This window comes from Pseudarthrobacter sp. NPDC058329 (genome assembly GCF_042879835.1).
GTDB lineage: Bacteria > Actinomycetota > Actinomycetes > Actinomycetales > Micrococcaceae > Arthrobacter.
The window spans coordinates 875,933-899,512 of record NZ_JBHVZR010000001.1 but is presented as its reverse complement, the minus strand read 5'-3'; the positions used below and the strand labels follow the sequence as shown (position 1 = coordinate 899,512).

21 protein-coding genes are annotated in these 23,580 nt (G+C 65.4%); 7 read left to right on the top strand and 14 right to left on the bottom strand.

Annotation, left to right across the window (positions count from 1 at the left end; translation table 11 throughout):
* The first annotated feature begins 22 nt into the window (after window positions 1-22).
* The gene (locus ACFVYC_RS04265) at window positions 23-1,954 is read left to right on the top strand and encodes a M13 family metallopeptidase (protein ID WP_387546956.1); all 1,932 of its coding nucleotides are present in this window, start codon (window positions 23-25) and stop codon (window positions 1,952-1,954) included.
* A gap of 97 nt (window positions 1,955-2,051) precedes the next feature.
* On the opposite strand, the gene ACFVYC_RS04260 is transcribed toward ACFVYC_RS04265, so the two are convergent.
* The 5 genes from ACFVYC_RS04260 to ACFVYC_RS04240 form a co-directional block, all read right to left on the bottom strand.
* Window positions 2,052-3,506, bottom strand: coding sequence for an LCP family protein (locus ACFVYC_RS04260; protein ID WP_387547147.1), 1,455 nt, complete (start codon window positions 3,504-3,506; stop codon window positions 2,052-2,054).
* A gap of 216 nt (window positions 3,507-3,722) precedes the next feature.
* Window positions 3,723-4,682: a GTPase Era gene (gene era, locus ACFVYC_RS04255; protein WP_387546953.1), complete on the bottom strand. Its 960-nt coding sequence runs from the start codon at window positions 4,680-4,682 to the stop codon at window positions 3,723-3,725.
* Window positions 4,666-5,997 carry a hemolysin family protein gene (locus ACFVYC_RS04250; RefSeq protein WP_387546950.1) on the bottom strand — a complete coding sequence of 444 codons (1,332 nt, stop codon included), beginning with the start codon at window positions 5,995-5,997 and terminating at the stop codon, window positions 4,666-4,668. Before ACFVYC_RS04250 ends, era begins: the two co-directional genes overlap by 17 nt.
* Window positions 5,994-6,467 carry an rRNA maturation RNase YbeY gene (gene ybeY / locus ACFVYC_RS04245; RefSeq protein WP_387546947.1) on the bottom strand — a complete coding sequence of 158 codons (474 nt, stop codon included), beginning with the start codon at window positions 6,465-6,467 and terminating at the stop codon, window positions 5,994-5,996. The genes ACFVYC_RS04250 and ybeY overlap by 4 nt, the downstream gene beginning before the upstream one ends.
* Window positions 6,464-7,552, bottom strand: coding sequence for a PhoH family protein (locus ACFVYC_RS04240; RefSeq protein WP_387546944.1), 1,089 nt, complete (start codon window positions 7,550-7,552; stop codon window positions 6,464-6,466). The genes ybeY and ACFVYC_RS04240 overlap by 4 nt, the downstream gene beginning before the upstream one ends.
* 361 nt (window positions 7,553-7,913) lie before the next feature.
* On the opposite strand from ACFVYC_RS04240, the gene ACFVYC_RS04235 reads away from it, so the two are divergent.
* The gene (locus ACFVYC_RS04235; protein WP_387546943.1) at window positions 7,914-8,873 is read left to right on the top strand and encodes a GerMN domain-containing protein; all 960 of its coding nucleotides are present in this window, start codon (window positions 7,914-7,916) and stop codon (window positions 8,871-8,873) included.
* A gap of 19 nt (window positions 8,874-8,892) precedes the next feature.
* On the opposite strand, the gene ACFVYC_RS04230 is transcribed toward ACFVYC_RS04235, so the two are convergent.
* The 3 genes from ACFVYC_RS04230 to hrcA all read right to left on the bottom strand — a co-directional run bounded on the left by ACFVYC_RS04230 (window position 8,893) and on the right by hrcA (window position 11,898).
* Complete coding sequence (locus ACFVYC_RS04230; RefSeq protein WP_387546940.1) at window positions 8,893-9,675, bottom strand: 16S rRNA (uracil(1498)-N(3))-methyltransferase; 783 nt, start codon at window positions 9,673-9,675, stop codon at window positions 8,893-8,895.
* A 2-nt stretch (window positions 9,676-9,677) separates the two neighbouring features.
* Window positions 9,678-10,805, bottom strand: coding sequence for a molecular chaperone DnaJ (gene dnaJ, locus ACFVYC_RS04225; protein WP_387546938.1), 1,128 nt, complete (start codon window positions 10,803-10,805; stop codon window positions 9,678-9,680).
* Window positions 10,806-10,884: 79 nt separating this feature from the next.
* The gene (gene hrcA / locus ACFVYC_RS04220; protein WP_387546935.1) at window positions 10,885-11,898 is read right to left on the bottom strand and encodes a heat-inducible transcriptional repressor HrcA; all 1,014 of its coding nucleotides are present in this window, start codon (window positions 11,896-11,898) and stop codon (window positions 10,885-10,887) included.
* A 175-nt stretch (window positions 11,899-12,073) separates the two neighbouring features.
* On the opposite strand from hrcA, the gene ACFVYC_RS04215 reads away from it, so the two are divergent.
* The 3 genes from ACFVYC_RS04215 (at window position 12,074) to ACFVYC_RS04205 (ending at window position 14,080) form a co-directional block, all read left to right on the top strand.
* Window positions 12,074-12,928: a DUF3097 domain-containing protein gene (locus tag ACFVYC_RS04215; protein WP_387546932.1), complete on the top strand. Its 855-nt coding sequence runs from the start codon at window positions 12,074-12,076 to the stop codon at window positions 12,926-12,928.
* Between the two features lie 163 nt (window positions 12,929-13,091).
* Window positions 13,092-13,511 (top strand): DUF4870 domain-containing protein, encoded by a 420-nt coding sequence (locus ACFVYC_RS04210; protein WP_387546930.1) that lies wholly within the window; start codon window positions 13,092-13,094, stop codon window positions 13,509-13,511.
* Window positions 13,512-13,567: 56 nt separating this feature from the next.
* Window positions 13,568-14,080 (top strand): 2'-5' RNA ligase family protein, encoded by a 513-nt coding sequence (locus tag ACFVYC_RS04205; RefSeq protein ID WP_387546927.1) that lies wholly within the window; start codon window positions 13,568-13,570, stop codon window positions 14,078-14,080.
* On the opposite strand, the gene hemW is transcribed toward ACFVYC_RS04205, so the two are convergent.
* Both hemW and lepA read right to left on the bottom strand, forming a co-directional pair.
* Window positions 14,077-15,306 carry a radical SAM family heme chaperone HemW gene (gene hemW, locus ACFVYC_RS04200; protein ID WP_387546924.1) on the bottom strand — a complete coding sequence of 410 codons (1,230 nt, stop codon included), beginning with the start codon at window positions 15,304-15,306 and terminating at the stop codon, window positions 14,077-14,079. The two genes, ACFVYC_RS04205 and hemW, sit on opposite strands and share 4 nt — an antisense overlap.
* Before the next feature lie 36 nt (window positions 15,307-15,342).
* Window positions 15,343-17,196, bottom strand: coding sequence for a translation elongation factor 4 (lepA, locus tag ACFVYC_RS04195; protein WP_387546921.1), 1,854 nt, complete (start codon window positions 17,194-17,196; stop codon window positions 15,343-15,345).
* 174 nt (window positions 17,197-17,370) lie between these two features.
* Here lepA and ACFVYC_RS04190 point away from each other — a divergent pair, with 174 nt between their 5' ends.
* Both ACFVYC_RS04190 and rpsT read left to right on the top strand, forming a co-directional pair.
* Window positions 17,371-17,907: a type II toxin-antitoxin system PemK/MazF family toxin gene (locus ACFVYC_RS04190; RefSeq protein ID WP_387546918.1), complete on the top strand. Its 537-nt coding sequence runs from the start codon at window positions 17,371-17,373 to the stop codon at window positions 17,905-17,907.
* A gap of 169 nt (window positions 17,908-18,076) precedes the next feature.
* Window positions 18,077-18,337 (top strand): 30S ribosomal protein S20, encoded by a 261-nt coding sequence (gene rpsT / locus ACFVYC_RS04185; RefSeq protein ID WP_011692086.1) that lies wholly within the window; start codon window positions 18,077-18,079, stop codon window positions 18,335-18,337.
* A 118-nt stretch (window positions 18,338-18,455) separates the two neighbouring features.
* On the opposite strand, the gene holA is transcribed toward rpsT, so the two are convergent.
* The 4 genes from holA to ACFVYC_RS04165 all read right to left on the bottom strand — a co-directional run bounded on the left by holA (window position 18,456) and on the right by ACFVYC_RS04165 (window position 23,554).
* Window positions 18,456-19,472, bottom strand: a complete 1,017-nt coding sequence (gene holA / locus ACFVYC_RS04180; RefSeq protein WP_387546915.1) for a DNA polymerase III subunit delta — start codon at window positions 19,470-19,472, stop codon at window positions 18,456-18,458.
* On the bottom strand, window positions 19,406-21,370 hold the full coding sequence (locus tag ACFVYC_RS04175; protein WP_387546912.1) for a ComEC/Rec2 family competence protein: 1,965 nt from the start codon (window positions 21,368-21,370) through the stop codon (window positions 19,406-19,408). Before ACFVYC_RS04175 ends, holA begins: the two co-directional genes overlap by 67 nt.
* Before the next feature lie 165 nt (window positions 21,371-21,535).
* Entirely contained in the window at window positions 21,536-22,447 is a 912-nt protein-coding gene (locus ACFVYC_RS04170) for a helix-hairpin-helix domain-containing protein (RefSeq protein WP_387546910.1), read from the bottom strand.
* 819 nt (window positions 22,448-23,266) lie between these two features.
* Window positions 23,267-23,554: a hypothetical protein gene (locus ACFVYC_RS04165; protein WP_387546908.1), complete on the bottom strand. Its 288-nt coding sequence runs from the start codon at window positions 23,552-23,554 to the stop codon at window positions 23,267-23,269.
* Between the last annotated feature and the right edge of the window lie 26 nt (window positions 23,555-23,580).

Sequence of the window (23,580 nt, the reverse complement as noted above, 5' to 3'; positions counted from 1 at the left end):
GTCAGCATAAAAAGGAGCTTCAGTGCCCATTTCGGGGATCGACCTGTCCACCTTCGATAACACCGTCCGGCCGCAGGATGACCTCTACCAGCACGTGAACGGCGCATGGTTGAAGGCTACCGAAGTTCCCGATGACCGGCCCCTCGAAGGCACCTTCACAGCCCTTCGTGATGGCTCTGAAATTGCCGTACGGGACATCATCGAGGAGGCAGCAGCAAAGGGCGGTGCCGCCAGCGGCATCGAGCAGAAGGTCGGCGACCTCTACAACAGCTTTATGGACGAAGCCGCCGTCGAAGCCAAGGGAATGGAACCGATCCGCCAGCGGCTCGCGGACGTCTTTGCCACCACCTCCGTGACGGACTTGATAGCGCTGGCAGGCCGGCTGTTCCGGGCCGACGTCGGCGGACTCTTCTACATCTATCCCGCTCCGGACGCCGGCAACCCGGACCGTGTCCTTCTCTACACCGGCCAGGGCGGCCTCGGACTGCCCGACGAGTCCTACTACCGGGAAGAAAAGTTCGCACCAATGGTCACGGCCTACGGGGCCCACGTCAAAACCATGCTTGGCCTCGCAGGGGTTCCGGATGCCGACAGTGCTGCCGGAAGGGTGGTAGCGCTCGAGACCAAACTGGCGTCCCACCACTGGGACAACGTCACCCTCCGGGACCCGCAAAAGACCTACAACCTGAGGTCCGCCGACGAGGCCTCCGCCCTGTTCCCGCTGCTTCCAACCTGGTTCGACGCCGCCGGCATAGATGAGGGGAAGCGGCAGGAGATCGTGGTGAGCACTCCCCCGTTCTTTGACGGTGCCGCCGGCCTCCTCGAGTCCGAGCCGCTGGCCCACTGGCAGGAATGGCTGGCCATGCGGGTGGTCAGCGCCGCGGCCCCCTACCTGTCCTCGGCATTCGTGGATGGCAACTTCGCCTTCTACGGGACCACCATCAGTGGTACCCCGCGGAACAAGGACCGCTGGAAGCGCGGGGTGGGCGTGGTGGAAGGCGGCCTCGGCGAAGCAGTGGGCCAGATCTATGTTGCGCGGCATTTTCCGGAAACACACAAGGCCCGCATGCAGACACTCGTCGCCAACCTCATTGAGGCCTATCGCCGGAGCATCACAGCAGTCAGCTGGATGGGCGAGGATACCAAGGCCGAGGCCCTTCGGAAGCTGGAGGGGTTCCGGGCGAAAATCGGCTACCCGGAGGAGTGGATCGACTACTCGGCCGTGGAGATCGACCCCGCCGACCTGCTGGGCAACGTGGAAAGGGCGCATAACGCCGACGTCGACCGGCACCTTGATGAGGTGGGCAAGCCGGTGGACCGCAACAAGTGGCTGATGACCCCGCAGACAGTCAACGCCTACTACCACCCCATGATGAACGAAATTGTCTTCCCGGCGGCGATCCTCCAGCCTCCGTTCTTCACCGCGGACGCGGATGACGCCGTGAACTACGGGGGCATCGGGGCGGTAATCGGGCACGAAATCGGCCACGGCTTTGATGACCAGGGGTCACAGTTCGACGGCGGCGGCGCGCTGCGGAACTGGTGGACCGACGAGGACCGCAATGCCTTCGAAAAACTCACGGCCAAGCTGGTGGCGCAGTACGAGGTACTTTCCCCGTACGCTGCGCCGGAACATCACGTCAATGGACGCCTGACGCTCGGCGAAAACATCGGCGACCTCGCGGGGCTGGCCATCGCCTACAAGGCATACCTGATCAGCCTCGACGGCGAGGAGCCGGAGGTCCTGGACGGCCTCACAGGGCAACAGCGCTTCTTCGCGTCCTGGGCAGCAGGCTGGCGGCAGGTCATCCGGAGTGAGGAAGCCATCCGCAGGCTGGCAACTGACCCGCACTCGCCCAACGAGTTCCGGACCAATGCCATCGCAAAGAACCTGGACGCCTTCCACGACGCCTTTGAGGTCACCTCCATGTACGAATTGTTGTTGTCGCCGTAGTTGCGCGTCAGCATCTGGTGAAAAACAAGGCCGGGGCCCGCCGTGGAGATTTCCACGGCGGGCCCCGGCCTGTTTTATCGCTTGGAGGCGGTGTCTGCTAGCTGTTCACGATGAGGAACGGGTTGGCCTGCTGGCAGAGGGAATCCCCGGCCGTCTGGTTGACAATGTCTTCCGGCAGCGGGACGGAGCTGCCGTACGTGGCGCCGGCGGTGAAGTCGGTTCCCAGATAGACCTGGACACCAGACACCGCCGGAGCCGGCAGCATCTGCGCCGCCGGGATCCCCAGCAGCGCGGCAACGTCAACCGCCACGTCTTCGAAGCCGGTGCCGTAGTAGACAACTGACTGTTCCACGGCGGTCGCCTCGAACTGTGCCGTCTGGGTGAAGCCGCCGCCAATCAAGGCCTGGACGATTTCCTGTGCCCGCCCTGGCACGCCACTGCCGTTGGCCACCGTCACTGCCTGGAGTGCCTTGTCGTACGGCGGCAGCGGAGGAGCCGTTTCACTGGGAGCCGCCGAGGGTGGAGGGGTGGTTTCGGTGGGCGCAGGGGTGGCCGGCGCGGTGGGATCGGTAAGGTCGATGTCCTGCCGCATCGCGGAGAACAGCTGGGAGCCGGCGGGTTCGGCAATCTGCAGCCTGTTCGGATCCAAAAGGGCGGGCGTGGTGGGAACCGCCACGAACGCGACCTTGCTGATGTCGATGTCCTTGAGCCGGTTACCGATGGTGAGCAGGCTGGGAACGGAAGCCAGCCCTTCGTCGACGGTCAGGTTCTGGGTGACGACGTCGGCGATCGTCAGCATTTTGCCGGGGTCGGACAGGGTTCCCTCATCCTTGATCTTCCGCGTCAGGGAAGACAGGAAGCCCTGCTGGGCCTTGATCCGGCCAAGATCGCCGCCGTCGGCAAATGCGTGACGGGTCCGCAGGAAGGCGAGGGCCATTTCACCCTCGACCGCGGATGTGCCCTTGGGAAGCCGGAGGCCGGAATCGGGGTCAAACACGGCGTCACTGATACACACTTCGACGCCGCCCACAGCGTTGGACAGTTCCTTCACCGCGTTGAAGTCCGCCATCATGAAGTGGTCCACTTCCAGGCCGGTCAGTTGGTTGACCGTGTCCACCGCGCAGCCTATACCGGCCTCATTCATCGCCTCGTTGATCATCACGCCGCTCCGGGCGGGAAAGGCCTGATTGGTTTCCCGGTCCATGCACTCGGGGATGTCAACCAGCAGGTCACGCGGGAAACTGATGACGCTGACGCGCTTGTTGTCTTCGGAGATGTCCATGAGCATCATGACGTCCGACTTCCCGTAGCCCTTGGAATCGTCCGCCGAGCCGTACTCCGAGTTCTTGCCATCGCGGGTGTCCGAGCCCAGGATCAGGATCTGCATCCGCCCGGTCGCTTCGCTCACCTGTTCGTTGTTGCCGCCGCCGGCATTCAGCGGGGCCTTGGAGATGTTGTTTTGGAGACGGATGAACCAGAAACCGGCGAAGGCGAGGGCGCCGACGAGGGCAACCGACAGCACGCCTGTGGTGATCTTCAGCCACAGCGGCATCCCGCGCACAGGGCCAAAGTGGCGGGCGGCTCCAACGGAGCCATTATCCGCGTGCCGGGATACCGGTCCCCCTGCTGACACGTCAGCTCCGTTCTCGCGCTTGTCGCGGCCTCGCCCCACGTGGTGAACCTTCCTCTAGATTCTGAAATCCGGTCCATTTTAGTGGTCCAGGCTGGGAAATCCCCGGACGGCCCCGCGGCCGCACGTATTAAAGCGTCAGAAGCCCAGCTTGACCAGCTGTTTCGGGTCCCGCTGCCAGTCCTTTGCTACCTTCACGTGCAGGTCGAGGTAGATGCGGGTTCCCAGCAGGGCCTCGATTCCCTTCCGCGCGTTCGTGCCCACTTCCCGCAGCCGGCTGCCGCCCTTGCCGATGATGATGGCCTTCTGGGACGGGCGTTCTACGTAGAGGTTCACCCGCACATCCAGCAGGGGGCTGTCTTCAGGACGGTCCTCCCGGGGCACGATCTCTTCGACCACCACCGCCAGTGAGTGCGGAAGTTCGTCCCGGACACCTTCCAGTGCCGCTTCCCGGATCAGCTCGGCGACCATAACGGCTTCGGGCTCGTCGGTCAGCTCCCCGTCCGGGTACAGCGGCGGCGACGGCGGCATGTGGCTGATCAGGACGTCGGCTACGGTGTTGACCTGGAATCCGTCGGCGGCGGACACCGGAACGATGTCCTTCCAGCCTTCCTCCCCGAGCACTTCCCGCCCGAGCGCGGCGACGGCGAGCAACTGCTCGGTGAGCGCCTGCCGGTCCACCAGGTCCGCTTTGGTAACGATGGCGATAACAGGCTGGCGGCCAACAGCGGCGAGCTGTGCGGCGATGTACTTATCACCGGGTCCGATTTTTTCGTTGGCGGGCAGGCAGAACCCGATCGCGTCCACTTCTGCGAGCGTATCCGCTACAAGGTCGTTCAGGCGCTTTCCCAGCAGGGTGCGGGGACGGTGCAAGCCCGGTGTGTCCACAAGGATCAGCTGTGCATCCTCGCGGTGGACGATCCCGCGGATCGTGTGCCGGGTTGTCTGCGGCTTGGCGGAGGTGATGGCCACTTTCTTGCCCACCAGCGCATTCGTCAGTGTGGACTTGCCCGCGTTCGGGCGGCCCACCAGGACGGAAAACCCTGCCCGGAAGCCCCCGAAATCCTCGTCGGCTGCGGCCTTATTTTTCTTGCTCACGTGGAACTCCCTGCTGGGTTGCTTCCGCCTCCTGGAGGAGGTCTTCAAGGTCAGTGTCTACTTTTGGAACCAGCGCCGCAATAATGTGGCTGACCCGGTTCCGACGGCCTTCGAGCCGTTCGGCGCGCAGCGACACACCGTCCACGACGACGTTGCTGCCGACGATGGGCACGCGGCCCAGCGCCTTGGCGAGCAGGCCGCCCACGGTGTCCACCTCGTCGTCGTCGAGCTCGATGTCAAAAAGCTCGCCGAGGTCATCAATGCTCATCCGGGCGCTCACCCGGTAGGAGCCGTCTTCCAGCTCCACGGCCTCGGCGCTTTCGGTATCGTACTCGTCGACGATTTCGCCCACGATCTCCTCGATCAGGTCCTCGAGGGTGACGAGCCCGGCGGTGCCGCCGTATTCGTCGATCACGATGGCCACGTGCGTGGATTCCTTCTGCAGCTCGCGCAGCAGGTCGCTGACCTGCTTCGATTCCGGTACATAGCGCACCTCCCTGACCAGCGAGTCCACCAGGGGCGGCTCTTCACCGGGGGCTAGCCCATGCAGGACGGCGGCGACGTCCTTGAGGTAGACGATGCCCAGAATATGGTCGGTGTCTTCGCCGATCACGGGAATCCTGGAATAACCCGAGCGGAGGAAGAGCGACATGGCACGGCGGAGGCTGGAGCCTGCCTCGATGCTGAGGATATCTGTGCGCGGGACCATAACCGCGCGGACCAGGGTGTCGCCGAAATCGAAGACCGACTGGATCATCTCGGCCTCGGTGTCCTCGATCATGTCCGATTCGCTGGCCCGTTCCACAAGCTCACGGAATTCCTGCTCGCTGAAGAAAGCCTCGTCGCCACCCGGCGCGCCGGGGGCTGCAGCGCTTCCCAGGGCCACGAGCCAGCCCGGAATAGGGCCAAGCACCCAGGTCAGGAAGCGGATCGTCGGTGCCGTAAAGCGAACGACGGCGGCCGAGTGGAGCCTTCCGAGCTGGCGTGGAGAAACGCCCACAATGACGAATCCCAGAAGGGCCATGATGCCGGTTGCGGCCAGCCCGGCCAGCCAGATGTTATCGAGCAGGCTGTACAGCAGGACGGCGACGGCCACCGCGGAGGCTGTCTCAAACCAGATCCGCCAGAACCGCAGCGCGCGGATATGGGCCACGGGCTGCGCCAAAATCCGGCGCATTGCGGTGCCGCGGCTCTTGAGGAGCGCCTCTTCAGCGTCGTGCCGGGGAAGGAAGTTGAAGGCCGCCTCAGCCGCCGTCAGTACCGCCGCAACGCCCAGGAAAGCCAGGGCCATCGCGACCAGAAGCAAAGGGGTCACTGGGTGGTCTCTGCCGGAGCTTCTTTGCCGGTGAAGCCGGACAGGAGTTCGCGCTGAAGGCCGAACATCTCGGCCTTCTCCTCGGGCTCGGCATGATCGTAGCCCAGCAGGTGCAGGATGCCGTGGGTGGTCAGCAGCAGCATCTCGTCCTGCAGCGAGTGGCCGGCGTTCCGGGCCTGGACGGTGGCGACCTGCGGGCACACCGCAATATCGCCCAGCATGCCCTGCGGCGTGGGCCGGTCCGGGGTGCCCGGAGTCAGCTCGTCCATGGGCACGGAGAGCACATCCGTGGAGCCGGGCTCATCCATGAGCTCGATGTGAAGCTTCTCCATCGCGGGTTCATCCACCAAAAGAATGGACAATTCGGCCTGCGGATGAATGTAAAGCTGCTCAAAAATGTACCTGGATAAAGCAACGAGCTCCGATTCGTCCACCTGGACACCGGACTCGTTGTTCACCTCGATGCTCACGCGTGTTCCCCCCGTTTTTCCCGGCTTGCGGAATGCTTGACCCGGCTGCGCTGGACGTCATCCCAGACGCTGTAGGCGTTGACGATATCGCCCACCAGGCGGTGCCGAACGACGTCCGCCGCATTCAGGACGGAAAAGTTGACATCCTCGATGCCCTGCAGGATCTCTTCCACGATGCGCAGGCCCGACCGTGTGCCGAAGGGCAGGTCCACCTGCGTGACGTCGCCTGTGACAACCATTTTGGATCCGAAGCCAAGCCTGGTGAGGAACATCTTCATCTGTTCGGGCGTGGTGTTCTGCGCCTCGTCCAGGATGATAAAGGCGTCGTTAAGGGTGCGGCCGCGCATATAGGCCAGCGGCGCCACTTCAATGGTCCCTGCCGCCATGAGCCGTGGAATGGATTCCGGATCCATCATGTCGTGCAGGGCATCGTACAGCGGACGAAGGTACGGATCGATCTTGTCGCTCAATGTGCCTGGAAGGAAGCCAAGCCGCTCCCCGGCCTCAACGGCCGGGCGGGTCAGGATGATCCGGCTGACTTCCTTCTGCTGCAGGGCCTGCACTGCTTTGGCCATCGCCAGGTAGGTCTTGCCCGTACCGGCTGGCCCGATTCCGAAGATGACCGTGTTGGCGTCGATGGCGTCAACATAGTTCTTCTGGTTCAGCGTTTTCGGACGAATGGTTTTCCCGCGGCTGGACAGGATGTCGTGGGTGAGCACATCGACGGGGTTCTGCAAGGACTGGGTGCGCAGGAGTGCCACGAGCTGCTGCAGGACGGCGGGGCTGATGACTGTACCGCGGGCAACCAGTCCGCGGACCTCGTGAAGGAGCCGCATAATCCGCGGCACGTCCGCAGCCGGACCGCTGATGGAGAGCTCGTTTCCCCTGACGTGGAAGTTGACGGCAGGGAACTGCTCCTCAATGAACCTCAGCGCCTCGTCGTGGCTGCCCAGCGACTGAACCATCTGGTCGGAATTGTCGAAGAGGACTACTTCGGTACGGACGCCGGGAAGTGTGTGGGGAAACTCCCCCGCTGCGCCCTCGCCGGTGACAAGCCTGCGCTTTCCGTTAGCTGATTCAGTCATAGTGCTGGCCCGCGGGCCCGTGATCCCCTCGATGTCGAAACAATAGCTGTTGGCTGGACTGCGGCGGCCGTTGCCGGTCGCCTCCAGCGGTACCTTCCATCCTACGCCAGCGGACACTCCTGACCCCATACTGCACCAGGACGCCGACGGCCCGGTCCGGCAGCACCCCGCGGGTTATCCCGTCATTAGGTATCAACTTCATATCGGCCTCATATCGTTCCAGTTGCAGTTGGACCGCCCGGCGCATCCCGGCCCGTCTGCTCCCCGGGGCTGTGCAATGCTGGAAATCCAGCCTGCTGCTGGAACATCAGGGCCGACCGGGGATCGGCCCATCCGACCAGGAAAGGACAGGGCAATCAAGTTGCCGGAAACCGCAGCGCCCCGCCGCGCCCGAGGAGCCTTCCCCGGCGCCCGCTCAGCGGTCCTTGCCGGTCTCCTGGTCGTCGTACCTGTCCTGGCAGGCTGCATCGCCGACCCGGGACCAACCCCCACCGGCACACTGTCCTCCAGCCCTGCCGGCCCCGGGAACACGTCCGGAGCCCCATCCACGAGCGCCCCCTTGGAGACCACGCAGTCGTCCAACAAGGCACCGGTCTACTGGATTGGCCGGAGCGACTCCAATGTCTTCCTCTACCGGGAATTCCGGGACGTTCCCGAGCAGGAGAATCCCGTGACGCGGGCCTTGCGCGCCATGATGTCGGACAAGCCGCTGGATCCCGACTTCTTTACGCCATGGCAGAACCCCAGCCAGCTGGCCACATCGATCTCCGGCAAGGACGTCATCACGGTGGATGTTTCGGAGGATGCCTTCAACAGCAACCTTGACGCCGACATGGCGGCCCGGGCCGTCCAGCAGCTGGTGTACACGGCAACGGCGGCTGCTGCCAGTTCGGGGCTGATTGACTCCGGGCAGCAGATCCGCGTCCGCATCCTCGTGGACGGACACACGGACTACGTCGCCTTCAACCATGTGCAGCTGGGCTCCCTTATGGCCCGCACCTCGGGGCTGGTGGCTCCGGTATGGATCATCGACCCCCAGGAAGACGTTGAAGTGGCGGACGGCAGCGTCAAGATCACTGGACGAAGCACCGTGGCGGGCGGCAAGCTCCGCTGGCAGATCCTGCGCTCCGAGGACAACGGCAACAAGACTCCGTTCCTGACCGGGGAAACAACGGCAGCCGCGGACCCGGCCCAGGCGGGAGTATTCACCCTGGCCCTTACACTCCCGGCGGGTGACTTCGAGCTCCGGGTGGCCCAGGCCTCCAGCCCGGAAGGCCCGGAGGGCGGCAGCGAAGACACCCGGAGCTTCAGGGTCCGTTAATTCCTGCTGCTGCTGCGGCTTAGAGCGCCGGCGCGGCCCAGCGGCCCAGGACGTCACTGGCAAGAACGACGGCGGCGGGACCTGCCGTGGATGAACGCAGCACGTGGTGCCCCAGGAGGGCCGTCACGGCACCCTGGCCGCACAGCCTTGTCACTTCCCGCTGACTGATGCCGCCCTCCGGCCCGACGATCAGGAGTACTTCCCGAACCCCGTCGGATGCCTCCGTTTCGAGCCACGTTTCCAGGACTGCCCGCAGGGGACGCACGGCGTCCTCGTGCAGGACAACGGCGAGCCCGGCCGCCTCCACGGCGGTGGCGAGGCCGGCAGTGTCGACGGCGGCCCGCACCTCGGGGATCCAGGCACGGCGTGCCTGCTTGGCGGCAGCGCTGACGACGGACTGCCACTTGGCGTGCGCCTTGGCTGCCCGCTCACCCTTCCAGCGCACGATGGAACGTTCGGACTGCCAGGGAACGACGGCGTCGATCCCCAGTTCAGTGGCTGTCTCGATGGCAAGCTCATCCCGGTCGCCCTTGGCCAGGGCCTGGACCAGCACCAGCCTGGTGCGTGGCCGGTCCTCAACAACCAAGGACCCGCATTCCACTTCGAGTCCGGAGGGGGAAGCGGCGGCAACCTTGCCGCTCATCCGGGTGCCGGCGCCGTCCACAATGTCCACGGCCTCGCCCGGAGCGAGCCGCTTGACCGTGACCGCATGCCGCGCCTCGGGTCCCTCCAGGACAAAGATCCCTTCCGGCACCATCCGGTCAAGGGACCCGGGCGCGGTGAAGAAAACGGGGTTGCTCACCGCTAGAGGTTACCGAGCCGGTCCCGGAGTTTGGCGAACATGCCGCCGCTGGCAGCAAGCTTGCCCTCCGTGATCTGCTCGCCGCGGAGTCTGGCGAGCTGGCGCAGCAGGTCTTCCTGCGCCGCGTCGAGTCTCGCGGGCGTCTCGACCTGGAGATGGACCTTCAGGTCGCCGCGGCCGTAGCCGCGCAGGTGGGTGACGCCCAGGCCCCGCAGGGTGATGATCTCCCCGGATTGGGTGCCGGCCTTTACGTCGATGTCCTGGGCTCCGTCGAAGGTTTCGAGGGTGACGTCGGTTCCCAGGGCAGCCGCCGTCATGGGGATGTTCAGGGTGGCGTGGAGGTCGTCGCCTTCCCGGACGTAGGTGGCGTCATTGTTGACGCGGATTTCCACGTAGAGGTCGCCGGCGGGCCCGCCGGCGGGACCGGCTTCGCCCTGGCCGGACAGCTGGATGCGTGTCCCGGTGGCGACGCCGGCAGGAACCTTGATGGTGAGGGAACGGCGGCTGCGGATCCGGCCCTGCCCGCTGCACTCGTTGCAGGGGTCCTTGATAACGGTTCCGAAACCTTCGCAGCTGCCGCACGGCGCGGCGGTCATGACCTGGCCGAGGATGGAACGGACTGCCCTCTGGACCTGGCCGCTGCCGCCGCAGATATCGCAGCGTTCAGGGTGCGTTCCGGGCTGGCAGCACGAGCCGTCACAGGTGGGACAGACCACTGCCGTGTCCACCTCGAGCTTCTTGTTGACCCCGAACACGGCGTCGCGGAGCTCGATCCGGACGCTGATAAGCGCATCCTGCCCGCGCCGAACCCTCGAGGCGGGGCCGGCGGTGCCACCGGCGCCGAAGAAGGTGTCGAAAATGTCCTGGAAAGCGAAGCCCTGCCCGGCGTAGGCTCCCCCGCCGAACCCGTTGTCCGTGCCGTTCTCGTTGCCGGTGGTGTCATAGACCCGCCGCTTCTGGGGATCCGAGAGAACTTCGTAGGCGTGGGTCACTGCCTTGAAGCGGTCCGCAACGTCCTCACCGGGGTTGACGTCCGGGTGAAGGGTCCGGGCCAGTTTGCGGTAGGCCTTCTTGATCTCTTCCCCGGTGGCATCCGGTGCGACTCCAAGGACTTCGTAGTGGCTGCTCAAAGTTCGTATCTCTTCCTTGTTGTTCTGCCTGCAGTCGTGCTGCATACACTGCTGTGCGCCTTTCGGCGCTGTACTGCGGTCAGGGTCCCAGAATCCGTGACAGGTAACGGGCCACAGCCCTGACTGCCGCCATGGTAGTGGGGTAGTCCATCCTGGTGGGACCCAGCACGCCAATCTTGGCGACACTGTCCGGGCCGTAGCCCGTGGCCACGACGGATGCCTCCGCAAGGCCGTCGTAGGGGTTTTCCCGGCCGATGCTGACGGTCACTCCGCGGGGGTCCTGTGCCATCTCGCTGAGCAGGCGAAGCATCACCACCTGCTCCTCGAGCGCCTCCAGCACTGGCCCGATGCTGAGCGGAAAATCGACATTGGAACGGGCGAGGTTGGCAGTGCCGGCCATCACCATGCGGTCTTCCCGGCTGCTGTGGGCAAGGCCTTCCAGCCCGTGCGCCAGCGCGTGGGCTGCCTGACGCTGTCCGGGGACGACGCCGGACACCACCGCGGGCAGGGACTGGCCGAGTTGGGCCAGCGGTGTCCCCGCGAGGGATCCAAGGAACTGGGTTCTCAGCGCAGCGATGGCGTCATCCGCGAGGTCCTGGCCGACGTCGATGACCCGTTGTTCGACCTTGCCGCTGTTGGCAATCAGCACCACCAGCACCTTCCGCGGGGCGAGAAGGACGAACTCGATGTGCCGGACCAGTGCTCGGTTGAGGTGCGGGTACTGGACCACCGCAACCTGGTTCGTCAGCTGGGACAACAGCCGGACGGTGCGTTCCAGGACGTCGTCGAGGTCATCCGCGCCTTCCAGCAGGGACTGGATGGCACGCCGCTCCGACTGGGACAACGGCTTCACAGCGGAAATCTGGTCGACGAACAGCCGGTAGCCCTTGTCCGTGGGAATACGGCCTGCGCTGGTGTGCGGGGCCGTAATCAGTCCCTCGTCTTCCAGGGCGGCCATGTCATTGCGGATGGTAGCGCTGGAAACGCCGAGATGGTGCCGTTCCACCAGGGCCTTGGACCCGACGGGCTCGCGGGAGTGGACGTAGTCCTCCACGATGGCCCGCAGTACTTCCAGTTTGCGTGGCTCGCTCACACTCCACCTCCATCCAGGGTTCAGGGCAGCCGTTCCGCCCGCGCCGTGCTCTACAGGGGTTAGCACTCGACGTGCCTCAGTGCTAACAGTCTATTATGACTCGCCCCGTTGTTAGCATTGGTACCGCTCCGGGCGAAATTCCGGGCCAGCATCCAGCACGAGGCGGAGTGATTCCATGCATTACCAGAACTGGGGAGCCCAGGACCTGACCGCACCGGCCCGGGCGCAACTGCCCGAGGTGCCCGTGGAGCGCGGCATGGTGCTGGAGGACGTCCAGTCCGGCTGGGTTGGGGCCGTGACCCGCGTGGAGAAATCGGGCGGGATGCATGTGGTGGCCCTGGAGGACCGCCGCGGCAAGTCCCGGTCCTTTCGGCTGGGCTTCGGCTTCCTCCTTGAAGGCCAGGCAATCCGGCTGATGCCCCCTGCCCCGCGGCCGGCGGCAGGCACGGGCACCGCCGCCGGCCGGACGGCGTCGGGTTCTGTGCGCGTCGCCGGGCAGAGGGCCCAGGTTGCCAAGGCCAGCCGCATCTGGGTGGAGGGAAAGCACGACGCCGAACTCGTCGAGAAGGTCTGGGGAGATGACCTCCGGGTGGAGGGCATCGTCGTCGAACCCCTCCACGGCATCGATGACTTGTCCGCGGCCGTGGCCGATTTCAGGCCGGGACCGGGCAGGCGCCTGGGGGTGCTTGTGGACCACCTGGTGCCCGATTCGAAGGAATCCCGCATTGCCGAGTCCGTGATGGCCTCTCCCGGGGCCGCGGGGAATGTGCTGATTGTTGGACACCCGTACGTTGACGTGTGGCAGGCCATCCGCCCAGCTGTCCTGGGCATCGAGAGATGGCCGGTAGTGCCGCGCGGCCAGGACTGGAAAACCGGCATCCTGGCTGCCTTCGGCTGGCCGCACGAAACTAAAGAGGACATTGGCCTCGGGTGGCAGAAACTGCTGGGCGCCGTCCGCAGCTACGCGGACCTGGAGGCGTCCCTGCTGGGCAGGGTGGAGGAAGTCATCGATTTCCTCACGGTTCCCTGAACCCCTGGTGTGTGCCGGACTGGCGCGCTCCTGGCTGGCGGGCGAGGTCAGGCATAACCGCTGCACCCAGTATTCTTGGTACTGCGGTGTCTGCCGATCGCAGGACCGGCAGCAGACATGGCATTCTTAGTCAGCACCAATGCACTTCAGAAGGAACAAGACTGTGGCAGAAAACGCACGTGATCACAGGGACAGCCAGGGCGGCCAGGGCCGTTCGGAGTACCACGGTGTTCCGGCGAATGCGCTGCCCCTGACGGCCAGCGAAGACCGGCAGTGGGCAACCCTGGCCCACTTTGGCGGCATCCTGGGTTGTGTCCCTGCCCTGCTGATCTACCTGATCTTCCGTGACCGCGGTCCGTTCACCGCGCAGGAGTCAAAGGAAGCGCTGAACTTCAGCCTGCCGCCCACCATCGCCGCGGTGGTTGCCAATATCCTGGTCTTCGTGCCGGTGGTCGGCAACATCTTTGCCGTTATTGCCACACTGATCTGGATCGGACTCACCTGCTTCTCGGTGGCGGCAGGCATCCACGTCAACCGTGGCCAGCCGCACCGGTACCCGTTCAACCTGCGCTGGATCAAGTAACGCGGGCACCCTCCGTTCTTTCCAGAGCCCACGCCACCGTCCGGCATGATGGGTGCATGCGCAGCGCCGAGTTGACCTTGGGCGAATCCACGGATTCTTCCATCAGGACGGATTGGGCTCGGCTCGCGGAAGCCGGCCTGCCGAGCCTCGCCACGCACACGTCCCCGAGCAACAGGCCGCATCTCACCCTGGCGGCCGGCAACGAACTGGCCGTCGGGTCTGCGGTGCAGGATATGTGGGGCGGCCTCCCGCTCGACATCCGGTTTTCCGGTGTGGTGGTCTTTCCCGCCGGACCCGGCAAATACGTGCTGGCACGCCTGGTAGTGCCGTCGGCGGCTTTGCTCCAATTGCACGCCCGGTTGCATGAGCAGTGCACCGGCGCCTACGCCAATACCCTGCCGGATGCCTGGACGGCCCACGTCACCCTCGCGCGCCGGATCCCCGGGCATCTGCTCGGACCCGCCATGGCTGCCTTGGACGTGCTGACGGAGGGGCAGTGCATGGCGGCGCGCCTCTGGGACGGCTCAACCAGGACCACCACCACCCTCGGCGTCACCCCGAAGGTCTAAGCGGGAAGCACCCGGCGGACCACCGCATCGGCCAGGAGCCTGCCTTTGAGGGTAAGGACGAGCCGTCCCCGGAAGGCAGCGGCCGGCTCCACCAGGCCGTCCGCGATCAGTCCTGCGACTTGGTGCCTGCCTTCGGCGCCCAGGGCAGCAACCTCAAGGCCGGACTGCAGGCGCGCCTCCAGCATCACCCGCTCCACGTTCCGGGTTTCCGGGTCCAGCGTCTCCCTGCCGGCGGCCGGTGACAGGCCTTGCGCCAGGCGGCCGGCATAGGCGGTGGGGTGTTTGACGTTCCACCAGCGGACTCCCCCCACGTGCGAATGCGCGCCGGGGCCAATCCCCCACCAGTCATCGCCACGCCAGTAAGCCAGGTTGTGGCGGCATGCCTGCTCCGGCGTGCGGGCCCAGTTGCTGACCTCGTACCAGCCGAGGCCGGCTTCGGTGATCAGCTGGTCGGCGAGCTCATACTTGTCGGCGTGGTCGTCGTCGTCGATTCCCGGGACTTCACCGCGGCGGATCTGGGCGGCCAGCTTGGTGCCGTCCTCCACGATCAGCGCGTAAGCACTGATGTGGTCAGGCTCGTAGGACAGTGCGGTCTCCAGCGAGCACCGCCAGTCGGCGAGGGACTCCCCCGGTGTCCCGTAAATCAGGTCCAGGCTGACTGCCAGGCCGGCATCGCGTGCCCATTGGACCACTTGCGGGACCCGGCAGGCCGAATGCGTGCGGTCCAGCACCTTGAGGACGTGCGGGACAGCGGACTGCATGCCGAAGGAGACCCGGGTGAAGCCGGCGTCCTTGAGGATGGCGAGGGATTCCGGCGTGACGGAATCGGGGTTCGCCTCCGTAGTGACTTCGGCGCCGTCCTCGATTCCCCACTGGTCGATCGCCGTCCGGAGGATCAGGGCAAGATCAGCGGCGGGAAGGAGGGTGGGGGTGCCTCCGCCAAAGAACACGGTGCTCAGCTTCCGGGCGGGAAGGCCGGATTCAACCAGCACACGGGCCGCCATTGCCACTTCCGAGGCGGCCGTCCCGGCATAGGCGTCCTGGGAGGCGCCGCCGCCGAGCTCCGTGGCAGTGTAGGTGTTGAAGTCGCAGTAGCCGCAGCGCACTGCGCAGAACGGGATGTGCACGTACAGGCCGAACGCCCGGTCCGCCGAACCGTCCACTGCCTGGGCAGGCAGCAGACCGTCCGACGGCGCCGGGTCGCCGAGGGGAAGAGTGCTAGGCATTGCTGGGGCCTCCGGTGTTGCCGGACGCGATGTTCACTACTTCTTTGCCTTGTCCTTGGACTCGTCGGTGGTGAGCGCGGCAATGAAGGCTTCCTGGGGCACCTCGACGCGGCCCACCATCTTCATGCGCTTCTTGCCTTCCTTCTGCTTCTCCAGAAGTTTGCGCTTACGGGAGATGTCGCCGCCGTAGCATTTGGCCAAGACGTCCTTGCGGATGGCGCGGATGCTTTCGCGGGCGATGATCCGGGAGCCGATGGCGGCCTGGATGGGCACCTCGAACTGCTGGCGTGGAATGAGCTCGCGCAGCTTGGTGGTCATCATGACACCGTAAGAGTAGGCCTTGTCGCGGTGGGTGATGGCGGAGAAGGCATCCACCTGCTCGCCCTGGAGCATGATGTCCACCTTCACCAGATCGGCCACCTGCTCGCCGTCGGCCTTCCAGTCCAGCGACCCGTAGCCACGGGTTTTGGACTTGAGGATGTCGAAGAAGTCGAACACGATCTCGGCCAGCGGCAGGCGGTACCGGATTTCCACCCGGTCCTCGGACAGGTAGTCCATGCCGCCCATGACGCCGCGCCGGCTCTGGCACAGTTCCATGATGGCGCCGACGAACTCGTTCGGGGCCAGGATGGTGGCGGACACCATCGGCTCGCGGACCTCGGAGATCTTGCCGGACGGGTATTCGCTGGGGTTGGTCACGTGGACCACCTTCTTGTCCTCCAGCGTTACTTCGTATTCCACGTTGGGGGCGGTGGAGATCAGGTCGAGGTTGTACTCCCGTTCGAGCCGCTCACGGGTAATTTCAAGGTGGAGCAGTCCGAGGAAGCCCACACGGAAGCCGAAGCCCAGTGCAGCAGACGTTTCCGGTTCGTAGACGAGGGCGGCGTCGTTGAGCATCAGCTTCTCCAGTGCATCGCGCAGCACCGGGTAGTCCGTGCCGTCCAGCGGGTACAGGCCGGAGAAGACCATCGGTTTGGCGTCGGCGTAGCCGGGGAGCGAATTGGCGGCCGGCTTGGCCAGGTTAGTGACGGTGTCGCCCACCTTCGACAGGCGAACATCCTTCACTCCGGTGATGAGGTAACCCACTTCGCCAACACCCAGGCCCTTGGACGGGGTGGGTTCCGGGGAGCTCACACCGATCTCGAGGAGTTCGTGGGTGGCCCGGGTGGACATCATCTGGATTCGTTCGCGGGGGTGCAGCATCCCGTCCACCACGCGCACATAAGTGACCACACCGCGGTAGGTGTCATAGACGGAGTCGAAGATCATGGCGCGGGCGGGGGCGTTCGCATCACCCTTCGGGGCGGGAAGGTCGCGGACGATCTTGTCCAGCAGCGCTTCGACCCCCATACCCGTCTTGCCTGAGACCCGGAGCACATCCTCCGGGTCCCCGCCGATGAGGCTGGCCAGTTCCGCAGCGTACTTCTCGGGCTGGGCGGCCGGGAGGTCAATCTTGTTCAGGACCGGGATGATCGTGAGGTTGTTCTCCATCGCCAGGTACAGGTTGGCGAGAGTCTGGGCCTCAATACCCTGCGCCGCGTCGACCAGGAGGATGGCCCCTTCGCAGGCTGCGAGGGAGCGGGAGACTTCGTAGGTGAAGTCAACGTGGCCGGGGGTGTCGATCATGTTCAGCGCGTAACTGGTGCCCTCAAGTTCCCACGGCATGCGGACCGCCTGGGATTTGATGGTGATGCCGCGCTCACGCTCGATGTCCATGCGATCCAGGTACTGGGCCTTCATGTCGCGGGACTGCACGACGCCGGTGAACTGCAGCATGCGGTCGGCCAGGGTGGACTTGCCGTGGTCAACGTGCGCGATGATGCAGAAGTTCCGAATAATGGCCGGATCTGTCGCGGCGGGCACCGGGGCGGTGCGGGCCATGGGAGACACGCAGGGTCCTTACTGTTGGCATTCACGCGGCCGCCGGCAGGACGCTCAAACGGCAGCCTGCGGACGCTCCGCACATGTGGAACCTCAAGTGTCCCACGTCCGGGCCTGTGGCACTGCATTACAGGCCCTTCGATGTTCCATGCCCGCGACGGTGGCCGGCGCTAGGGTTGCTGGATGGCTATCAACCTCCGTTCCCTGGCAAACGCCGTCAAAGCCGGCCTGCGCGTACTGCAGAAGGCGGGCAGGAAGTCATCCGCCGGCACTGCCGGTCCAACCCGCGGCGTCGCCTCACCTGCCAGGCCGGGGAGCGGTCAATACCCCGGCGACTTTCAGCGCCAATTCCCCATCCGGTACGCGCCGCAGCGGGACGGCGACCCGGATCCGGGTGAAGTGGTGTGGGCATGGGTCCCTTACGAGGAGGACTACTCGCGCGGGAAGGACCGCCCGGTGCTGTTGGTGGGCCGAAGCGGCAGCTATCTTCTGGGGCTGATGCTGACCAGCAAGGACCGGGTCCCCGGCTCGGGGGCATCAGCTGATTACGTGGACATCGGCGCGGGCGGGTGGGACCGGCAGGGCCGGCCCAGCGAAGCCCGGCTGGACCGCATCCTTCAGCTCCGGCCGGACAGCATCCGGCGGGAAGGTGCGGTGCTGGACCGTGCACGCTTTGAAAAGGTGGCTGCTGGGCTACGCCGGCGACACGGCTGGAACTAGCGTCCTGAATGGCCAGCCCTGCGCCTGACCTGCTATTCTTTATAGCTGTGTGTCCGTGCAGGTCGACGGCCACTGATGGTTGGCCGCCATAGGTATCCCCACGCCGCTCAGTCAATGGCCAATCTGAAAGCCCTCTAGACCATTTCCGCATTAAAAAGAGAGTTCACACGTGGCGAATATCAAGTCCCAGAAGAAGCGCATCCTCACCAACGAGAAGGCACGCCTGCGCAACAACGCAGTCAAGTCTGAGCTGAAGACGGCCATCCGCGCCGTCAACACCGCCGTTGAGTCCACGGACAAGGATGCAGCTGCTGCTGCCCTGGTTGCTGCCAGCCGCAAGCTGGACAAGGCTGTCAGCAAGGGTGTTCTGCACAAGAACAACGCAGCGAACCGCAAGTCGGCGATCTCCAAGAAGGTCAACGCACTGTAAGGTTTCCAGTTCCCTGAACTGATGGTTGTGGCCGGTACCGCTTGGTACCGGCCACACATCTTTAACCATCGGAAACGGCCTTTGTCCCGGGCGGCTCAGGGCCGCCCGGGACCTTGAGTTATCTGCCCTGGACGGACATGGCGATCACCGTGACCGCATGTTCGACGGCGTAAACGGGATCGCGTGACAGGCCCTTGACCTGGGCGTCGGCTTCGGCGGTGGCCTGGATGGAGCGGACCAGGCCTTCCGGCGTCCAGCGCCGGACATCCCGCTGGGCCTGTTCAACCAGCCAGGGCTGCATCCCGAGGTCGGCGGCTATCTGGGCCGAGGAACCCGAAGCACCTGCCACGCGGGCCACCGTCCGGAGCTTTGCCGCCAGCGCGGCGACCAGCGGAACGGGATCGGCTCCTGTGGCAAGGGCATGGCGAAGGGTGGACAGCGCCAGTGGACCGTTTCCTGCCATGGCAGCGTCGGCGACCTTGAATGCTGTGGCCTCGATCCGTCCGCCGTAGTAGCGGTCAACGATGTCGGTGGTCACGGTGGTGCCGGCATCAGCGATTAGCTGGCTGCAGGCGGCCGCCAGTTCCGAAAGGTTTGCCCCCACCGCGTTAACAAGCGCCTGCACAGCATCCGGGTCGATCCTTCGTCCGGCTCCCTTGAACTCGGCGGCGACAAACGCCACCTTGTCCGCGTCCTTTTTGAGGGGCTGGCAGTCAACTACCGGCCAGCCGCCCTTCTTGACCGCGTCAAGCAACTTCTTTCCCCGGACTCCCCCGCCGTGGCGCAGCACCAGGACGGCGTCCGGCTCCGGGTGGCCGAGGTAGGCCAGCGCGTCGGCCAGGAAGGCATCGTTCATCGACTCCACAGCCTCGACTTCGATGAGCTTGCTTTCGCCGAAAAGGGACGGGCTGACCTGCATAAGCAGGGTCCCGGCTTCGTACGCTGCGGCGTTGATGCGGCTGACCTCGACATCAGCGGCGGCTGCCCGCACCTCTGCACGGACCCGGTCCATGGCCCTGATGCCAAGGTACTCTTCGGGCCCGGCGACCAGGACCACCGCAGCCGGGGTTACATCCCGCCAGGTGGGGCCGTTCGACGCCGGCGAACGGGGTGCACGCTTCTGGGCAGCGGCCATCGGGGCTTCCTTCCGGAAAGTTTTGTGGAGTGTCCCAGCCTGCCATGTCCGGCGGCCCGGTCCAAGCCCGGACCGCCCTTCGGCAGCCCTGGCCAGGCGGATGTGCGCAGCGGCCTCCGGCTGCGGCGCTGTAATCTTCCGGCCGCGCAGCACTCCAGCACTTCAATCAGGGAAACGGTGTGGCGATGCAAAGCAATCACCAGGCGAACGAGTCGGTGCGGGCGGACGGCCGCCCAGGCTGCCACGAACGTCAGCACTGACAGGAGCAGCATGCTGAGCAGGCCGGACACACCCTCGGGCCAGGGAAGGGCCGCGCCGGGAAGCTGCGCGGTGAATCTGGCCGTCGCCGCCACGCCGGCGCTGAACGTCCCAGCTACGGCGATCAGGCCGGTCCCGGCCCAGGGGGCCAGAACCACCAGGGGCACGGCCGCCGTTCCCAGCAGTGTCACGGGTGCTACGAGTGGAGAAGCAATGACGTTGGCCAGCAGCGAGTAGGTGGAAAACTGGGGCTGCAGCACAACAATGACCGGTCCGCAGAGCAATTGGGCGGACAAGGGAACAGCCACCGCAGCCGCTGCCCACCGCGGGATGAACACAGGGGTCCATGCCATGATGCGCTGGCCGAGGACGATGATACCCAGCGTGGCCAAAACGGACAGGAGGAACCCGAAGCTTGACCCCAGCCCGGGGTCGATCAACAGCAGGCCAATCACAGCAAGGCACAGAAAGCTCAGGCCACGCCCGGACCGGCCGGCAGCCAGGGACACCACTGCCACCGCTCCCATGAGCGCTGCGCGCAGGACGCTGGCGTCCGGCCCAACGAGCAGCACGAACAGCCCGAGGCCTGCCACAGCCAGTACCGCCGCAGGCAGTCGGGGTAACCGGAACCGCCGGCACAACAGCAGCAGGGCGCCGAGGACCAGGCTGCAGTTTGCCCCGCTGACGGCTGTTAGGTGGGTCATGCCCACGCTTTTCATGGCAGCATTCAAGCCCTCGTCGAGCGCGCTGGTGTCCCCCGTGACCATTCCGGGAAGCAGACCGCGGGGGTCCGGGGCGAGGAAAGAGGCAGCGGAAATGAACCGTTCCCGCAGTTCCTTGGCTGCTCCTTGCAGGATGGCAGGTCCGACGGGTTGTCCTGGTCCGGAGGACGCCGTGAGAATGCCCGTCTCCTCCCTCCCGGGATTGGCGGTGCGAAGCTTTCCGGTTGCCCGGACCAGCTGGCCGGGCACCACGGCGCCCCAACCACCGCCACCCATCACCAGGAACTTGGCCCGTGTCTTCAGCACAACACCTCCGGTACTGACGTCCCGCGTCCAAACAGGCACGGACCAGCGCGCAGGCGGGCCGGCGTGGTTGGGTGCGGTCAGGGCCCGGGGTGCTCCTGCCACTTCCACCATGGCTACCACTGACTTACCCGAAGCGACGGCGGCTGCGAGGGGCCCATCATGGCGCTGGGCGGAGGCTACCGCGGAATGGGCCGCCGTCGTCGCTGCCAGGAGGAATGCGACAGCGATGGTGGTCAGGAAGCTGCGCGGCGCTGGACTCCCGTTCCTGTTTCCGGCGGGGCCGGTGCGGCGTCTGACGCTTCGGCGCAACAGAACGGCGGCTGCGACGAGCAATACGGAGCAAAGAGCTCCGAGCGCCATCGGGGGCAGCCAGAGCCCCGCCACGGAGGCCGCCCAGACGAGCGCGGCCGGCAGTGCCAACCGGATGTCAGTGCGACGACGTGAAGTTTCGACGCCGGAGCCAGGCTCCTGCCGCGTTTTCCTGTCGCCTTCCCGGAACCGGGCCGACTGCGAAATCCAGAATTCCTGGAGGCTTCCGCCGGGGCCACGGGCAGGGCCGCGCCGGAGCTGCCATCCTTGTTGAGCCGGGGCATCATCCCCCGCCGCTGCCATGGGCTGCTCCTTGGCGTGGGAGTGCCCAGTTCCCTGCCCGCCGGCTTCATGCCCGCGGACTGCCGATTCTACATATCGGCTCCAGGGGCTGGTCCTTGTGCCCCTCGTCCTGTTATCCATAACACCACGCGGGGGCCGTCGTGATCATGCGCCTTGCCCTTCGTCTCATATGGTTACCAGCGGCAGCAGTGCTTCCAGCATCTTGGGGCCGACGCCGTCAACGGCGTCCAGGTCCTCCACCGCCTTGAACGGGCCATGTTCCCTGCGCCAGTCCACGATGCGCTGTGCCAGCACTGGGCCGACCTTCGGCAAGCCATCCAGTTCCTCCACTCCGGCTGTATTCAGGTTGATCTTCGATCCTGCCGACGCTCCGGCACTCCCGTCCGGCGGCTCCCCAACCCCCGGCGCCCCGGCGTCCCCGGGGCCGGCCGGCAGTGCTTCGCCATGCTGCGGGACATGGATCTTTTGCCCGTCCTCCACCACCACAGCGAGGTTGAGGCGGTTCAGGTCGGCGCCGGGAGCGGCCCCTCCGGCCGCGGCAATGGCTTCGTGCACCCGGCTGCCGCCGGGCAGCTCCACCACTCCGGGACGAAGCACCGACCCCGCAACGTGAACCACAACTGCGCCTGCGGGAGCGCTTTCCTGCGTGTCGGGCTCCGGACCGGCCCGGCTGCCTCCGCCGCTGTCCTCACCCGAGGGACTGTCTTCGGCCGGAGCGGTGGTGCCGGGATTCATGCCGCTGAGTGGCAGGATCTCCGGCTGGCCGGCCGCCGCCTGCCACCAGAACCAGGCACCCGCCGCGACTGCAAGGACGCCCAGGAGGACGCCCAGCCGGAAACTGAGGCGCCAGCGGACGGCGGGACCAACGTCGGGAGGCTTCTTGGCCTCGGGCTCATCCGCCGGAAAGGTGCGGCTCCCCTTTCCTCCCTCATCCGTTCCGGCGCCCCGGTATTCGAAGGAGGTCCCGCCGTCGTCCCCCAGCAGCAGCCCGCGCGGACTGTCACCCAGGGTAGCCTGCAGCCGGGTCCTGGCGTGGCGCGCCCGTTCACCTGCTGCTCCAGCATTCCGGCGTGACATACCCCCACGCTAGGGACAGCCTGTCGCCAGGCACCAGGGCAAGAGCGGGCTATGTGAAAACCGGCATCAGGCGGTGTTCGACGGAGGTGCTCCTGGGTATGCCACCACGCAACGGCTGACTCAGAGCAGCCATTGCGGGCGTCGCTGGCATCGTGAACCATGAGAGCATGACAAGCCAATTCGTGTTTCTGGTGCATGCGGATCCCGACGGCCAGGATGCTTTCAATAAGGACGCGATCCAGTGCTGCCGGAACCGTGTCTGATCTGTCACTCCGGTTCCGAAGGATTGTCGAGGCGCTGCCGCGAGTAAAGGGAATGCGCGTTCTTGAGGTCGGAGGCGCACCAGGAGCTGCCGCCCGAGGGGTCGCCGCCGTGTCGGACCGACCGGACATGTACTTGTGCTTGATCGGCACCGGCCGGAATCGAGCGGACGAGGGCAGCCCGCCACGCAGAGATTGAAGCGGGCCTCTTATCGACGATGAGTGCACATGTCGAGGACTTCGAGTTACCTGCGAATGCGGAACTGTTCGACATCGCGTTCGCTTGTCGTGTGGGCGCTTTGGACGGTCGACATCCGCAGCTCTACACGAAGCGATAATCAGCCTCGCCTATGCCGTTGTGGCTGACGGCAAGCTTTACATCGATAGCGGTGACCCTCTCACGGCAATACCGCTGCACTGACCCCCGGCTTTCGTGTGCGGCCTACAGCCGACGATTTGAAAGGATGCCTCTCCGCACTTCAAACCAGTCGCTCGGCCCTAACCGGCCCGGGTACGGCAGTGGTGTCATGGCAAGTCGTGACGCAGGGATAACACCGACTTACCATTGGTCTTCGTAGACAACCTGGCCGGGATCATTCGTAACTGACCGCTCCCATGCCACTCCTTTGGAATCACGAATAGACAGGAGCGGCCGCAGCCGATCCGTCATTCCGTCCGCGGTACCTTTGAACCAGGTGACAGCTCCAACGGAATTTCCGTCGTCGTAAAATGGAGGAATGGGAAGATTTTTTTGAAACCAGTCATCCGCCAGGGCATAACGCACTACCTCTTCATCGCTGAGTCTTGCGGTCCGGCGAAGATGATCGACGGCGACGAAAACCCCCACGTGTACACCTGTCCGGCCCACATACC

What these genes read in the sequence shown, in the direction of transcription:
- ACFVYC_RS04175 (WP_387546912.1), bottom strand. Translation starts at nt 21,370, where the DNA reads ATGGCAGCGGCGGGGGATGATGCCCCGGCTCAACAAGGATGGCAGCTC.
- hemW (WP_387546924.1), bottom strand. Translation starts at nt 15,306, where the DNA reads ATGCCTAGCACTCTTCCCCTCGGCGACCCGGCGCCGTCGGACGGTCTG.
- ACFVYC_RS04190 (WP_387546918.1), top strand. Translation starts at nt 17,371, where the DNA reads ATGGCTATCAACCTCCGTTCCCTGGCAAACGCCGTCAAAGCCGGCCTG.
- ACFVYC_RS04260 (WP_387547147.1), bottom strand. Translation starts at nt 3,506, where the DNA reads ATGCCGCTGTGGCTGAAGATCACCACAGGCGTGCTGTCGGTTGCCCTC.
- holA (WP_387546915.1), bottom strand. Translation starts at nt 19,472, where the DNA reads ATGGCCGCTGCCCAGAAGCGTGCACCCCGTTCGCCGGCGTCGAACGGC.
- ACFVYC_RS04215 (WP_387546932.1), top strand. Translation starts at nt 12,074, where the DNA reads ATGCATTACCAGAACTGGGGAGCCCAGGACCTGACCGCACCGGCCCGG.
- ACFVYC_RS04170 (WP_387546910.1), bottom strand. Translation starts at nt 22,447, where the DNA reads ATGTCACGCCGGAATGCTGGAGCAGCAGGTGAACGGGCGCGCCACGCC.
- ACFVYC_RS04205 (WP_387546927.1), top strand. Translation starts at nt 13,568, where the DNA reads ATGCGCAGCGCCGAGTTGACCTTGGGCGAATCCACGGATTCTTCCATC.
- ACFVYC_RS04240 (WP_387546944.1), bottom strand. Translation starts at nt 7,552, where the DNA reads ATGACTGAATCAGCTAACGGAAAGCGCAGGCTTGTCACCGGCGAGGGC.